Origin of the sequence: Flavobacterium sp. Root901, assembly GCF_001429765.1 — a bacterium.
In the GTDB taxonomy this organism is placed as follows: domain Bacteria; phylum Bacteroidota; class Bacteroidia; order Flavobacteriales; family Flavobacteriaceae; genus Flavobacterium.
This window is the reverse complement of sequence record NZ_LMJB01000009.1, coordinates 22,550-36,959: the sequence shown is the minus strand read 5'-3', so window position 1 is coordinate 36,959 and position 14,410 is coordinate 22,550. Positions and strand designations below refer to the sequence as shown.

Below are 14,410 nucleotides of genomic sequence, written 5' to 3'. Positions count from 1 at the left end.
ATCTTAGGATTTTTGAATTAATTCAGCTGCTAGTTTTCCTGAAATTAAGGCAGGCGGAACACCTGGTCCGGGTACCGTTAATTGTCCCGTAAAATATAAATTCCTGACTTTTTTGCTTTTTAATTTGGGCCTTAAAAATGCGGTCTGCAATAATGTATTTGCCATTCCGTAAGCGTTTCCTTTGTAGGCATTATAATCTGTCACAAAATCGTTTTTGCAGAATGACTTCTTAAATATAATGTTATTTTTTATTTTTTGCTGTGTAACATCTTCAAAACGAGTGATTATTTTTTCAAAATATTCTTCTCTAAGTTGCTGATTATCTTCAATTCCGGGAGCAAGGGGAATTAAGAAAAAGCCGGATTCCATTCCGTCCGGAGCTGCCGTAGGATCTGTTTTTGAAGGAAAGTTGGCGTAAAATAATGGATTTTTCGGCCATTTGGGATCGTCATAAATATCGATCGCATGCTGGTTAAAATCGGTATCAAAAAATAAGGCGTGATGCGAAATATTTTCAATTTTTTTATTGAAGCCAATAAAAAACAGGAGCGATGAAGGCGCAAATGTCCGGCTCTGCCAATATTTTTCAGAGTAAACGCGATGTTCTTTTTCGAGTAAAGTTTCAGTATGATGGTAGTCTGCACCACTTAAAATAATATCGGCTTTTATGGTTTCGCCATTGACAATAATTCCGGATGCGGTTTTATTTTCAACGATTATTTTTTCGATGGAAGCATTGGTTTTAAAAGTAACACCCAGTTCGAGAGCCAGTTTTTCAATTCCGCGGATGACATCAAACATTCCGGTTTTAGGATGCCAGGTCCCGAGGCCGAAATCGGCGTAATTCATAAAATTGTAAAACGAAGGCGTTTTTGAGGGCTTTGCGCCGAGAAATAAAACCGGAAATTCCAGAATTTGAACCAGTCTTTCGTTTTTGAATTTTTTTCGGATATCACTGCTCACATTGCTAAAAAACTGGTTGAGTTTTAAAGCCGTTTCTTTTGTGATTAATTCGAGCGGAGAAACTCCCGGACGGTAAACCAAATCTTTTATGGCAATATCGTAATTGCTTTTTGCCTGTTTTATAAAAGTGTCAAGCTGTTTTCCGCTTCCTTTTTCAATTTCTTCAAACTTAGATTTTATATCTTCTAAATTATCATAAATGCTGATAAAATCGTCTATGCCAAAATAAACGCGGTAAGCGGGGTTCAGTTTTATAAGCTCGTAATAATCAGCAGGTTTTTTTTCGAAATCCTGAAAAAAACGTTCAAATACGTCCGGCATCCAGTACCAGCTTGGTCCCATGTCAAAGGTAAAACCGTCTTTTTTAAACTGTCTTGCCCTGCCGCCAATCGTTGGATTTTTTTCATAAATAGTAACCTTGTTTCCTTGCTTTGCGAGGTAACACGAAGCGGCTAACGAAGAAAAGCCTGATCCTATTATTGCAATTGTTTTTGTCATTTGTTTAACAAATATACAAAAACTTTAAACAAAAAATCTAAATTGTTTCCATTGTTTCTTCCATAGAATCAAAAATTCTGATTCTTTCCGGCAGAACTTTTCTGTCAATGTACTCCACCATTTTGCCCATAAGCCAGATTTCGTTGTTTTTTTGCAGTAATTTTTGTCCCATCGATTTCACGTACTGATTAATCACGTTGCGCTCCGGCTGGATGGTCATAAAGGAAACAAAAGTGATGTTTTCAAAATGTCTGGTTAAATCCTGCAGGTTTTCAATAGGCATACTTTCTCCTAAATAAATGGTTTTGTAACCTTTGGATAATATTTCATACTGCAGATAAAGCAGTCCAATCTGATGGATTTCATTTAAAGGAAGAGAAAGAACAAAAATCCGGTCTGTTTTTGTAGGTTTTTGAATTTGAAGGCTTTCCGTATAAATTAAGATTTTCTGTTTGATCAAATGACTCATAAAATGTTCATTTGCAGGCGTAATGGTTTCTGACTGCCATAACAATCCCAATTCCTTTAAAAGCGGAAGAAAATGTTCTTTAAAAACTTCTTTGAATGTTTTTTCAGAAATAAGCCAGTCAAAAGTGTTGAAAAACAATTCCTGATCAAAATTCATCATCGCCATTTTAAAAGAGGTAATAGCGTAATTCTGAGAGTTTTTCTTTGAAATAATTTCACGAACTAACTGCGGGATTTTCTCTTCGGGATAAGTTGCAATTTTGGAGATTTTATAACCGTATTCGTGTAGTAGTGTAATATTTAAAAGTTTCTGCAGATTCTGGAGGTTATAAAGCCGGATATTGGTATCTGTACGCATTGGTTCTAAAATGTTATACCTTTTCTCCCAAATGCGAATTGTGTGTGCTTTTATTCCGGATAAATTCTCGAGATCTTTTATACTGAAAACAGTTTTAATATTGTTTACCATTTTATACGCTTATGTAAACAAAAGTATAATAAAATCTCAAAAAACAGGTAAAACAACATAAAAATGATGCTTTACGCGAAGTTTGTAGTATCAAACTGATTTAATTTGTCCAGATATAAAATTGTTTTTGATCCGTCTTTACTTCTGTTGTACATTGTTCTGAATTTTGCACCATAAATTATTTCACTAAAAGTATAAGAGGTACGCGCTGCCACGGTATTGCTGAACATGTCATCAAAAGTGGTAATGAAAACTAAAATTTCGCCGTGTATGGTTTTAAAATCTTCTTCGGTAAAATTATACAGCGGACTGCTTTCTGTAATAGGATGTACCAATGTCCAGCTGAGCGAAAGCGCATTTATACGATCCAGCTCGAGATCAAGTTTATAGAATTTGTTTACGCTCTGGCCATTTTCCTCGAGGCTCAATCCTAAGGTTACTTTTGCAGCTGCATCTGTAAAATTGGTGTTTTTAAATGGAACAAGCCGTATCATTAAACCTTTGCCTTCCCCGTATGGTGAAATTAAGGCATTGTGCGAAAATTTTAAAAAAGCAGTTGGTTTGCTAAAGCGGCCAAAGAATAGACCTGTTGCAATCGCAAAACTTAATAAACCAATTAAGGCTTCGGCAGCAGATAAAGCACTTGTCAGGAAACCCGTTGGACTAATATGTCCGTAACCGACTGTTGTAAAAGTCTGCGCGCTGAAAAAATAAGCCTGCCCAAATTGTGTTAAAATACTTCCGGATTGCGCAATTCCATCTAAATGTTCGATACCTATGGCATAATAAATTACAGCAAAAATAAAATTGATGGCAATGTAAAAAGAAAACAAAATCAGCATGAATTTCCAGTTTGGCATATCGATCATAGTATGGTACCAGCTGATTCGGCGCAGCAGGTTCATCCCGGTTTTTTCAATATTCGGAGTTCCGTTTTTATTTACAAACCTTCCTCCGTAATTTCCGGCGTTAGTTCCAAATCCTGAATTTTTATCTGTCTGAATGGTATTTGTTTTTCTTAAAAGCGGCATGTAGTTTTTACTGTTATTGTTTGATTACTTTTTTGGTGCTGGATCCGTTTTCATTTGAAATCGAAATGAAATAAACTCCTTTTGGATAGGCGCTCCAATCTGTTTTAATTGTATTTGAATCTTGTTTCGATTCGTATACCAAACGTCCTGAAACATCATATACTTTATAATTCAGGATTGGTTTTGAAGCCTGAATCGTTAAGGAATTCTTTATCGGATTTGGGTATAAAACTACATTTTTTAATTCAGGATTTTCAGTCAAGGCTAAATTATTATCAGAAACTGCAGTCCAGCTCGAAGCCAGTGCATTGTCAAGGTCTGTACTCGAAAGCTGTAAATAGCTTCCGTTGCCGTCAGCATTTGGCCACGGACTTGTATTTGAATATTCGACAGTGTCGATGGTGTTTCCAAATCCGTCTGCTAAAACAATTTTTTGAGAGGTATTGGACAGATTTCTTGAAAACTGACCAAAAGCGGTTATGCCATATCTGGATTCAAAAGTACTTTTACTGCTAGTGATGTAAAGTGTCTGATTTGCCGCCAGTGTTGAATTTGCAGGAAATTGATACGAAAGTCCCAGTTCTTTTAAATAAACTCCGGTTAAGTTTACCGTTGTGTTTCCTGTGTTTTTGATTTCTATAAATTCTAAATCATTGCCGGTTGGAAAATTTGCCGAAACTCCCGGATTGTAATTTATTTTTGTAATAACAAGCGAAGGGGTTTCGATATTGCTGCAGCTGCTGAAACTTCCTAACTGGCTGGTAATCCAGGAAATTCTGCTGGATAAAAATGTTTTTAGATTATTTATTTCCAGAGCATCGTCTGGGATTGTTCCCCATTTCTGGTTTTCTCTTATTTTGGCTTCACTGATATAACTTACAGTCTGATCGATAAACTGGTTCAGGCTGTTGTAGTTTAAAGGCTGGCCGGGCTGTGTAAGCTCGTTCCATCTTTTAGAAAAATAACATTTAAAAGCAGGATCATTAAACAAATCCTGCCAGAATTTAGCGCCTTCGTTATCTCCATTTGAAAATTGCCATACATTATATTTGCTTCGGTCATAACCCCACATGAATAAATCATTTCCGTATGATAAGTTAAAATCCCAAATAGGGCCGGCACGCAATTTTCCTTCTTTATCTTTATGGAAATAGGTGCTAAATTGATAGCTGTCTACATTTGAAGCCAATTCGCATAAGAGCATATAATCAATAAAAGAAGGAACATCGATTACAGCAGAATATCCTGCTGCCAAATCTGTATTGTGAGCATTTGAAGTTGTTTCTAAACTTAAAAATTGACTTTTAATATAATCATTTTGCTGTGTGGTTACGTTTTCAGGTTTTGGTAATTCGTGAATAAAATCTACCGAACCGCTGTAAGACGACATTGTCCATGCAACAGGATCTCCGCCCGTGGTTTTGTCGGCTTTGGTAATGTATCCTCCGCTGAGATTTGGAAGTGTATTATCTGTATCTGCAATTTTAACTACGTTGACACGGTTTACATTCGATTTTATTTTTTCCTGTAAAATGTACAATCCCTTATATTCATTGTTGATTATTACTTCACAATAAACTGTTCTGGAGGCATAATCGCCAATTTGACGCGATAAATTATAGGAAATATAATCCCGGATACACGACGGATCAAAAGCTAAGGAATTTAAAACCCAGTCATTTTCGGCCGGCATTCCCAGCAGGCTTACATTGTTATTGCTGGTATTATTGGCTTTTAAAGTAGTAAAACCATAAGGCTTTTTAGGAAGCGACTGCGAAGTTGACCCTCTAAGTTCAATGCCAATTCTTCCATTATAATTAAGATAAGCCGGGTTGTCAATATCGGTTAAATAATTCCTGCTTCCGTCTGTTCTTTTTATAATTTTCATTGCTGCCAGTACTTTCGGATCGTCGGGAATTTCAACTGGCTGACCGGTATTAGGATCCAGATCAGTATTGATGACAACAATGGGTAAATTGCTGTCTGTAAAAGTTTGTGCTTTTGTATGCATTGAAAAAAAGAAGATCAATACAATAAAAAGATTTTTGTTTGTGTAAGGTTTTGAGAAGTAGTGGTTTATCATGGTCAGGTTAGTTTGTAACAAATGTAACAATAACCTAATTATTTAAAGATGTGCGTTAATTTTTTACGAATTAGATATAAAAAGTAATCTGAAAAGACATTCTTTTGCAGATTACTTTTTCTTATTACAAATTTTACTTATTTTTTACAAAAAGAAGTTCTGTTTTTTATGGCACTCTGGCTTCCTAATTCGATAGCCTTCGAGAAATCTTTGCATGAATTTACTTTATCTCCAATTTTATTGTAAGCCAAACCTCTTAAATTATAAGCAATATAATCTCTTGGATTTAAAGCCAGTGACGAAGTACAGTCTTTGACAGCTTCATTAAATTTTGATAATTTAAAGTTGACATTCGCGCGTCCCGTAAAAACATCAGCATTCATGTCGTCGAGTTCGATGGTTTTGTTAAAATCGTCCATTGCACCTTTTAAATCATTCAATTGGTATTTGGCGACACCGCGATTTTGGTAAGCTTCAACGAATTTTGAATTTTTGCCAATGGCTTTTGTGTAATCAGCAATTGCGCTTTTGTAATTTCCGGCTGCAGCCTTGTTAAAAGCTTTATTAAAATAAATTTCTGCGGTTTGTGACCACGACGAAAAGCTTATCATAATAAATGATAATAATAGTAGGTTTTTCATAAAACTAATTTGGGATTAGTGATTAATTATTTCAGACGAATTTAGTAAAGTTTTGTTTTTGTAAAGAAATTCTTTGGTAAAATAATTATGAATTCTGTTTTGGAATCTACCTTAAGGATTATTTTTTGTTCAACATAAGTCCATCGCTGCAGCAAGTCCAGACTTTTGTCTGCTTTAGATTTCTGCCAGGCAAAAACCATGTTTTAAGGCTTTGATTGTGTTTTTGAATTTTGAATAAGTGAAAAGAATCAAATAATAAATGAAACCTCATAAATAATAATTGATGTCATGAGAGTAGAAAACATATTATACATTTGTCTCACAACAAGCAAAATAAAAAATAGTGAGCCAAAAATTACGTCTAATATTTTTCTTTTTTTTCTTTCTTGCCTGGCAGATTTCGAATGCTCAGAATGTGCAGATCGACAGCTTAATGAGAATGCTGCATTATACTAAAATTGACACTTCAAAAGTCAATCAGTATAATAAAATTGCCGATTTGTATAAAGAAATCAACCCCGATTCGACTTTGTTTTATGCTCAAAAAGCAGCAGGTTTAAGCTTGAAATCAGGTTTTACTTTTGGACTTGCAGCTGCTTACGTTAATGAAGGAAATGCTTCGATCATTTTAGGAAATTATCCAAATGCGCTGCAATATTTTAAAAAAGCACAGCGGGAATTTAAAAAACTATTAGAAGAAGATTCCGGTAAAAAAGTAAAAAGCGGCCTGGCACGCACGTATGCCAGTTCCGGTGTGGTTTATTCGGAATTAAGCAATCAGATTCTGGCTTTGAAAAACTACGAAGAAGCTTTAAGATTATATCAGGAAATTGAGGATCAAAGCAGTGTTTCTAAAGCTCTGAACAATATTGGAATTATTTATAAATCGCAGCAAAACTATTCAAAAGCACTGGAATATCTAAAAAAAGCATCTAAAATTCAATCGGCTTTAGGAGAACAAAATGCGCCCGTTACTTTAACAAACATTGGTGCGATTTATTTTGAAACCGGACAAAATAAAAACGCTTTGCTGTACTATGAAAAAGCAAAAAAACTTTTTGAAAGCAATGACAATAAACGCGGCTTTGCCCTTTTATGCAATTATCTGGGCGATTATTATAAAAAAGAAAACAACATTAATCTTGCCAATGAATATTATATAAAATCATTGAATTTGTATGAAGAATTGCAAAATAAATTTGGTGCTTCACTTTCCTTATACAATATTGCAGGTCTGCTTCAGGATCAAAAAAAATATAAAGAAGCCATGCCTTTTGCAGAAAAGTCATTGGCTTACGCCAAAGAAATAGGGGTCCTGGACCAGACATACCATTCTGAAAAATTATTAAGCGAATTGTACGAAGGTTTAAATGATCCTAAAGCGGCGTTGCTTCATTATAAAAATTATGTTGAAGCCCGGGACAGCATTATTAACGAAACTACAAGTCAGAAATTTGCACTGGCAGAAGTCAATTACGAATACAGGAAAAAAGAAGCGTTATTGTCTGAAAAAAACAAAAGGCAGATTCAGTTTATAGTTTTCTCTATTTTAGGTGCCTTGCTTTTAATTGCCCTGATCCTGGTAATTTATAACCGAATGCAGGTAAAACGCCAGCTTACACTAAAAAAAGAAGTTGCCGAGTACGAACAGAAAGCACTGCATTTGCAAATGAATCCGCATTTTGTATTTAACTGCCTGAGTTCGATTTCGAGTTTTATTGTTCAGAACGGAACTGACTCTGCATTGAAATATTTATCTAAATTCTCCAAGCTGATGCGGCTTACACTCGAATATTCAAAAGGTTCACTGATTCCGATTGATAAAGAAATTGAAAGCCTGCAAAATTATCTGGAATTGGAAAAGCTTCGTTTTCACGACAAATTTGAGTTTGAAATTAAGTCAAGCGAAAAAGTTGAATTTAATATGGGGCTTCCGCCTCTGTTGATTCAGCCATTTGTAGAAAATGCTATTCTTCATGGAATAGTGCCTAAAGAAGGAACCGGAAAAATTGAAGTTGATTTTGATGTAGAAAACGAGCAGTTAATCTGCACGATTAAGGATGACGGAATCGGTTTGTCTGAGTCCAGACATTTAAAAGAAAACTCCGTCACAGCCCATAAATCAATGGCTTTGGGAATCACAAAGAAACGTTTGGAAATCATGGAATCCATAACCTCCAAATCAGCACAAATAGAAATCATCGAATTAAAATCTGACGATAAAAAAACAGGGACAAAAGTCGTATTGCGTCTGCCTGTTCAATATATACCATAATACCAAACAAATGATAACAGCAGTATTAATAGAGGACGACAAACATTTGAGAACGGGTTTAAAAGCGCTTTTAGAACGTTACACAAATGATATTTTGATTATTGGCGAAGCCGAAAGTGTAAAAACCGGAATTGCCGTTATTGAAAAACTAAGGCCTCAGGTTATTTTTCTGGATATTCATTTAACCGACGGAACGGGTTTTGATATTCTCGAAAGACTAAATAAAGTAAACGGAAAATTAAATGCACACATCGTATTTATCACTGCGCACGAGCAATACGCTGTAAAAGCATTTAAATTTAGTGCTCTCGATTTTATCCTGAAACCTGTTGATCCGGAAGAATTGCAAGACACAATGGCGAAAATAAAAGAAGCCGTTGGAAAAAATAATTCTTTTGAGAACATTGATTTGCTGCTGGAAAATATTCGAAAAAAAGTAGACAATTTTAAAAGAATTGCGCTTTCTACAAGCGATGGAATTCATTTGTTTGAAGTTTCGGATATCATTCGCTGTGAAGCAAAAATTAATTACACGCAGTTTTTTATTAAAAATCACAAACCAATCTTAATTTCTAAAACACTTAAAGAATACGAAGAACTGCTTTCTGAACATGGTTTTGAACGTATTCACCAATCGCATCTGATCAATTTGTCTTACCTGAAATCGTATATAAAAACCGATGGCGGTTATGTAATTATGGCCGATAATTCGAATATTCCGATTGCACAGAGTAAAAAAGAAAAACTTCAGGAGTTAATAAATGCCCTGTAATTATTATCCCCAATAACCAAAAAATAATCATTAGTTATGAGAAAAAAATTACCCATATTTTTACTTTTTTTCACCGTTATATTAAAAGCTCAGGTTTTGACTTTTGCTGATCCAACATTTAAAGCAATGCTGGTAAATGGCGGTGCGGCAAATTTTACGGCTTTTTCGGGAGGCGTGGCGGTAACGAGAATCGATACTAATTTTGATAACCAGATTCAGGTATCAGAAGCGGCTTTAATCGATAAACTATGGATAGAAGGTGCTAATGCAAATTCAGTAACCAATATCCAGGGAATTGAAGGTTTTGCAAATGTAACTGAATTAGGTTTTAACGGAATCAGCACGACTTCTATTAATTTGACCGGGATGCCGAATTTAAAAACAATTTACGTGAAAAGCCCGACACTGACCACAGCATCAGTTTCCGGAATGAATGGTTTAACGGGTGTTACTTTTATGGGAAATCCGGTAATGACTTCTTTAGATATTTCTAATTGTCCCAGCCTTTCTAATATTGCAGCACAGCAAAATCCGGTTTTTTCGATATTAAATTTCACAAGTCTTTCAGGATTAAAACAATTGTATTTAGAAGATAATGTTTTGGCTGAACTTGATTTAACCGGCTGCCCCAACTTAGAATATTTTAATGCCGTAAACAATAAACTGACAGGCATAAATGTTTCCGGATTAACAAAACTAACTACATTTTTAATAACTGACAATCCAACTTTAACAGACATAAATGCTGCAGGCTGTACATTGCTCAACTTTCCACAATCGACTTTTCTTTTGTATCACGGAATAACAACAGCAGATTTTTCAAATTGCTCGAGTTTACAAAATTTACAAATCCCGGATAATTTGCTGACTGCTTTAAATTTATCAGGCTGCAGCGCTTTGCAGGGATTAAATGTAAAAAACAATACGCTGACTACTTTAAATTTAACAGGATGTTCTGCGCTTGCTGCTATAGACTGTAGTAACAATCAGTTAACGGCATTAGATTTGAGTTCGTCTCCAAATGTTACTGACCTCAGAGCAGCAACAAATTCTATTTCAAATTTAAATTTAACGGGTGCAGTCAGTTTAAAAAATGTGTATCTGAATTCTAATCAAATCCTTTCCTTAAATGTTTCAGGAAATACCAATTTGGAAATTTTGGAACTGGATAATAATCCAACATCAAATTTAGAACTTTCAGGATGTACAGCTTTAAAAAGTTTAGCTGTTCAGGATATTCCGTTGGTAACCGGGGATTTTTCAAATTGCAGTTCGCTTACATTCATCAGCAGTACCAGCAGTGTACTGAACTCCATAAATGTTCAGGGATGCAGCGCACTGAAAACGCTTACACTTGCCGGAACAAATGTTCAAAAAGCGCCTCTTACTTCTTTGAATTTATCCGGGTTAACCAATTTAGAAACGCTATCCTGTAGTTACAATAATGTGAACTCCATTGATTTAACGGGATGCAGCGCATTAAATAATGTTTCTTATTTTGATATGCCTTTAGCGGCTGTTGATTTCTCTGATTCGCCAAATATTGCCATTTTAAACATTACCAAAACAGGATTGATAAACATTGATATTTCAAATTTTTTAACCTTTCAGTCTTTGACCGTAAATGACAATCAGGATTTAAAAATGATATTTGCGAAGAATGGACGTGATGAAGATTTGTTTATCAATACAGGAAATCCAAACTTAATTTTTGTTTGTCAGGACGACGCCAATGTTGCCGAAACAAAAAGTTATTTAACCGGTTTAGGCCTGACTTCAGTTGTTGTAAATTCGTATTGCAGTTTTAACCCGGGCGGGAATTATAATACCATAACAGGAACAATTGCTTTTGATGTTGATCATAATGGATGCGACGCTGCCGATTCTAAACAAGCCAATGTAAAAGTGAATTTAATTGATGGTTCTTTAATAAGTTCAACCTTTACAGATGCTAATGGAAAATATACCTTCTTTACCGATGCAGGAAATTTTAATATACTAACAGCGGTTGAAAATCCTGCTTTGTTTTCTATCTCACCACTAGCACCAGCGGTTTCATTTGCAGATAACAATAATAATACTGCGATACAAAACTTTTGCGTAAGCGCATCAGGAGTAAACAGCGATGCTGAAATTGTAATTGCGCCTATATATCCTGCAAAACCCGGATTTATGGCCTGGTATGAAATTTTGATTCGAAATAAGGGAAACCAAACGCTAAATGGAACAGTTGATTTTATATACAATCAAAATATACTGCATTACGGAATCGCAACGCTGGCACCAAACATTCAGACTCCGGGTGTAATGGGCTGGAATTATTCTGATTTACTTCCGTTTGAAAGCAGAAGAATTTATGTTGGATTAAATGTAAATAGTCCGGTTCAAAATCCGCCTGCGAATATTGGCGATATTTTAAGCTTTACTGCGACGATAAATCCAGTTACGGGAGACATTCTTCCGGCAGATAATCAATTTGTCTTTAATCAGGAAATAGTGGGTTCTTTTGATCCAAATGATATTACTTGTCTGGAGGGTGAGAACGTTTCGCCATCGACAATTGGAGATTACCTGCATTACGGAATCAATTTTGAAAACACAGGAACTGCCGAAGCTGAAAATGTAGTGGTAAAAGTAGTTATCGATGAAACGAAATACGATATTAATTCGCTTCAGTTGTTAGATGCGTCCCATTCTGTAAAGGTTGTGATTAAAGGAAATATCGCCGAGTTTATCTTTGCTAAAATTAATCTGAGTGTATCAAAAACACCGCCGGTTGGAGGCCATGGAAATATTCTGTTTAAAATAAAAACACTGCCGTCACTTAATTCAGGCGATGCCGTAGAAAAAGAAGCCAGCATTTATTTTGATTACAACGAAGCAATTGATACCAACACAGCCGAAACTATTTTTAAATCGCTGGGGAATAAAGATTTTGAAAAAGACAGCACTATTAGAATATATCCAAACCCAACAAAAGGAGAGGTGTTTATCAATTGTGAGAATGCAATTAAAAGAATTGAATTGTTTGATGTTCAGGGAAGGATACTACAGTCTGTAATAGAAAATAAAAACAGTTCTAAAATTAATCTTTCAGATAAATCAAACGGTTTGTACTTCATCAGAATCACTTCTGAAAAAGGAATTTCTGTTGAAAAAATAATTAAGGAATAAATTTAGGTACAGATTTTATTCTGGTTTAAAAAGCCTTTCAAAGTTTTACGACTTTGAGAGGCTTTTTTTATGATTTTTTATTTTTTTAAACTTTAAATTTTTGAATGTGTTTAGAATATAAATTGACACCAAAAACTATTGCTCCCATTACAAATGGGACAAAGTGAGAAATTTGCCAAAAAAGTTCATTTCCGGTTTTCAATCCTTCATCTGATACTTGAAATATACCCAATCCTATAAAGAAAAGGCATATAACAAATAAAATAAATTGGATTTTATAATTTATCTTACTCATAGATATTAAATTTCATAAGCATCAATGAAGAATATTGAAGTAATAAGGTACTTATCAAATGTAATAAATTCTTCAGTTTTTTTGCTTTTTGGATTATTTTAGGAGGATTATGTCAGTGAAATTCAAATTGAAGTTAGTAGTAAATATTGATTTGTAAAAAATAAAATCTTAGAATAAAAAAAAAGCCTGAGAAATTTATTCTCAGGCTTTGTGACCATGGAGGGATTTGAACCCTCACGCCCTTACGAGCACCACCCCCTCAAGATGGCGAGTCTACCGTTTCTCCACATGGCCAAAAATGAAAAAAGGTCAAGTAATATAAATTACTCGACCTCTTGTGACCCGACTGGGGCTCGAACCCAGGACCCCATCATTAAAAGTGATGTGCTCTACCGACTGAGCTATCGAGTCATTGCTTTCAAGAAACTTATTTTGTAAATCACAAATTTTGTGACCCGACTGGGGCTCGAACCCAGGACCCCATCATTAAAAGTGATGTGCTCTACCGACTGAGCTATCGAGTCATATTCGTTTCTTGAATGCGGGTGCAAATATAAGGAGTTTATTTTATTATTTGCAAGCAATTTTATTATAAATTTGTCTTTTTTTAACCAAAGTTTACAATCCCTTAATTTATAGGGTTTTATTAAAATGAAAAAAATCGTCTTATTAGGATATATGGGTTGCGGAAAGTCAACAATTGCCCAAAACTTATCAAAAATTACAAATATTCCTTTTCTTGATTTAGATAATTGCATCGAAAAAAAAGCAAATTTATCTATAAAAGAGATTTTCGAGCAGCATGGAGAAATCTATTTTAGGAAATTAGAACACCAAATGTTTCTGGAATTACTTCAGTCTTCAGAAAATAGCATTATTGGTTTAGGCGGAGGAACTCCATGTTACGCCAATAATCATTTATTATTGCAAAGAGATGATATTACCTCTGTTTATTTAAAAGCTTCAATCGAAACTCTATACAATAGATTAGTGTACAATAAAAGTAAAAGACCTTTAATTGCCAATATGGAGGAGGAAGAAATGAAAGAGTTTATCGCCAAACATTTATTCGACAGGAGCTTTTATTATAATCACGCACAGCATAAAGTGGTGGTAGATAATAAAACTGTCGATGAGACGGTTCAGGATATTTTAGAAATTCTAGCTTAAAAATGCGTAATCGCCGCCGTTTTCATCAAAAACGACCTGAACATGCTCTAATAGAGATGTTGATAATGAAATTCCCTTAAAATCGGCTTTTACAGGGTATTTTTTATGATTTCTGTCTACAAGTACTGCCGTCTTGAATTTTTTAAGCGGAACGTCCAGAAAATGACGAACAGCATAAATTAATGTAGTGCCTGAGTTTAGGACATCATCAACTAAAACTAATCCTTTATTGGAATATTCTTCTGCAGATAAAGATGTCTGAATAGGAGACTGCGGATTTTGTTTGTCGACTTTTACTTCGCAAAGCGAAACTTTAAGAGTAGATATATCGCTTAGAACAGTGGCAATTTTTTGAGCAAAAACGGAACCGCTGGAAGCAATTCCGGCAATTACAACTTCTTCTTCGTCAACAAATGTCTCGTAAATTTGATAAGCGATACGTTTTATTTTGTGTTCGATTTCCTGGTTGGTTAAGATGATGTTTTTGCTCATGATTTATTTTTTTGCTAAAATAGTATATAAATTCCAAATTTTTTAAATTCCAAATTCCAATTTTTGTTGAGGTTGGAAT

At 34.8% G+C, this 14,410-nt stretch carries 11 protein-coding genes and 3 tRNA genes; 4 read left to right on the top strand and 10 right to left on the bottom strand.

Features of this window, described 5'->3' with window-relative positions; all coding sequences use genetic code 11:
* Positions 1 to 3: 3 nt before the first annotated feature.
* The 5 genes from ASE21_RS17510 to ASE21_RS17490 form a co-directional block, all read right to left on the bottom strand.
* The gene (locus ASE21_RS17510) at positions 4 to 1,461 is read right to left on the bottom strand and encodes a phytoene desaturase family protein (RefSeq protein ID WP_057124021.1); all 1,458 of its coding nucleotides are present in this window, start codon (positions 1,459 to 1,461) and stop codon (positions 4 to 6) included.
* 37 nt (positions 1,462 to 1,498) lie between these two features.
* Positions 1,499 to 2,398, bottom strand: a complete 900-nt coding sequence (locus tag ASE21_RS17505; RefSeq protein WP_057124020.1) for a MerR family transcriptional regulator — start codon at positions 2,396 to 2,398, stop codon at positions 1,499 to 1,501.
* Positions 2,399 to 2,469: 71 nt separating this feature from the next.
* Positions 2,470 to 3,429, bottom strand: a complete 960-nt coding sequence (locus ASE21_RS17500; RefSeq protein WP_057124019.1) for an ion channel — start codon at positions 3,427 to 3,429, stop codon at positions 2,470 to 2,472.
* 13 nt (positions 3,430 to 3,442) lie between these two features.
* Positions 3,443 to 5,512, bottom strand: coding sequence for a CotH kinase family protein (locus ASE21_RS17495; RefSeq protein ID WP_082603501.1), 2,070 nt, complete (start codon positions 5,510 to 5,512; stop codon positions 3,443 to 3,445).
* 137 nt (positions 5,513 to 5,649) lie between these two features.
* Positions 5,650 to 6,153, bottom strand: a complete 504-nt coding sequence (locus ASE21_RS17490; protein ID WP_057124017.1) for a tetratricopeptide repeat protein — start codon at positions 6,151 to 6,153, stop codon at positions 5,650 to 5,652.
* A gap of 343 nt (positions 6,154 to 6,496) precedes the next feature.
* On the opposite strand from ASE21_RS17490, the gene ASE21_RS17485 reads away from it, so the two are divergent.
* The 3 genes from ASE21_RS17485 to ASE21_RS17475 are packed head-to-tail and all read left to right on the top strand — an operon-like array spanning position 6,497 to position 12,374.
* Complete coding sequence (locus ASE21_RS17485) at positions 6,497 to 8,428, top strand: tetratricopeptide repeat protein (RefSeq protein WP_057124016.1); 1,932 nt, start codon at positions 6,497 to 6,499, stop codon at positions 8,426 to 8,428.
* Positions 8,429 to 8,438: 10 nt separating this feature from the next.
* Positions 8,439 to 9,200, top strand: coding sequence for a LytR/AlgR family response regulator transcription factor (locus ASE21_RS17480; RefSeq protein WP_057124015.1), 762 nt, complete (start codon positions 8,439 to 8,441; stop codon positions 9,198 to 9,200).
* A 36-nt stretch (positions 9,201 to 9,236) separates the two neighbouring features.
* The gene (locus tag ASE21_RS17475; RefSeq protein WP_057124014.1) at positions 9,237 to 12,374 is read left to right on the top strand and encodes a T9SS type A sorting domain-containing protein; all 3,138 of its coding nucleotides are present in this window, start codon (positions 9,237 to 9,239) and stop codon (positions 12,372 to 12,374) included.
* Between the two features lie 85 nt (positions 12,375 to 12,459).
* Here the strand turns inward: ASE21_RS17475 and ASE21_RS17470 are convergent, their stop codons facing one another.
* From ASE21_RS17470 to ASE21_RS17455, 4 genes are all read right to left on the bottom strand, one after another.
* A complete protein-coding gene (locus tag ASE21_RS17470; RefSeq protein ID WP_057124013.1) occupies positions 12,460 to 12,669 on the bottom strand; it encodes a hypothetical protein in 210 nt (69 codons plus the stop codon).
* A 211-nt stretch (positions 12,670 to 12,880) separates the two neighbouring features.
* A tRNA-Leu gene (locus ASE21_RS17465) sits at positions 12,881 to 12,963 on the bottom strand.
* A gap of 44 nt (positions 12,964 to 13,007) precedes the next feature.
* A tRNA-Lys gene (locus tag ASE21_RS17460) sits at positions 13,008 to 13,080 on the bottom strand.
* Between the two features lie 40 nt (positions 13,081 to 13,120).
* Positions 13,121 to 13,193 (bottom strand) — tRNA-Lys (locus ASE21_RS17455).
* Between the two features lie 127 nt (positions 13,194 to 13,320).
* Between ASE21_RS17455 and ASE21_RS17450 the strand changes: the two genes are divergently transcribed.
* Entirely contained in the window at positions 13,321 to 13,839 is a 519-nt protein-coding gene (locus ASE21_RS17450) for a shikimate kinase (RefSeq protein WP_057124012.1), read from the top strand.
* Here ASE21_RS17450 and ASE21_RS17445 read toward each other — a convergent pair.
* Positions 13,831 to 14,331, bottom strand: coding sequence for a phosphoribosyltransferase domain-containing protein (locus ASE21_RS17445; protein WP_057124011.1), 501 nt, complete (start codon positions 14,329 to 14,331; stop codon positions 13,831 to 13,833). The two genes, ASE21_RS17450 and ASE21_RS17445, sit on opposite strands and share 9 nt — an antisense overlap.
* Positions 14,332 to 14,410 lie beyond the last annotated feature (79 nt).

Bases quoted from the DNA above. Each gene is read 5' to 3' on its own strand.
- ASE21_RS17510 (WP_057124021.1), bottom strand. From the start codon at position 1,461: ATGACAAAAACAATTGCAATAATAGGATCAGGCTTTTCTTCGTTAGCC.
- ASE21_RS17505 (WP_057124020.1), bottom strand. From the start codon at position 2,398: ATGGTAAACAATATTAAAACTGTTTTCAGTATAAAAGATCTCGAGAAT.
- ASE21_RS17500 (WP_057124019.1), bottom strand. From the start codon at position 3,429: ATGCCGCTTTTAAGAAAAACAAATACCATTCAGACAGATAAAAATTCA.
- ASE21_RS17495 (WP_082603501.1), bottom strand. From the start codon at position 5,512: ATGATAAACCACTACTTCTCAAAACCTTACACAAACAAAAATCTTTTT.
- ASE21_RS17490 (WP_057124017.1), bottom strand. From the start codon at position 6,153: ATGAAAAACCTACTATTATTATCATTTATTATGATAAGCTTTTCGTCG.
- ASE21_RS17480 (WP_057124015.1), top strand. From the start codon at position 8,439: ATGATAACAGCAGTATTAATAGAGGACGACAAACATTTGAGAACGGGT.
- ASE21_RS17475 (WP_057124014.1), top strand. From the start codon at position 9,237: ATGAGAAAAAAATTACCCATATTTTTACTTTTTTTCACCGTTATATTA.
- ASE21_RS17470 (WP_057124013.1), bottom strand. From the start codon at position 12,669: ATGAGTAAGATAAATTATAAAATCCAATTTATTTTATTTGTTATATGC.
- ASE21_RS17450 (WP_057124012.1), top strand. From the start codon at position 13,321: ATGAAAAAAATCGTCTTATTAGGATATATGGGTTGCGGAAAGTCAACA.
- ASE21_RS17445 (WP_057124011.1), bottom strand. From the start codon at position 14,331: ATGAGCAAAAACATCATCTTAACCAACCAGGAAATCGAACACAAAATA.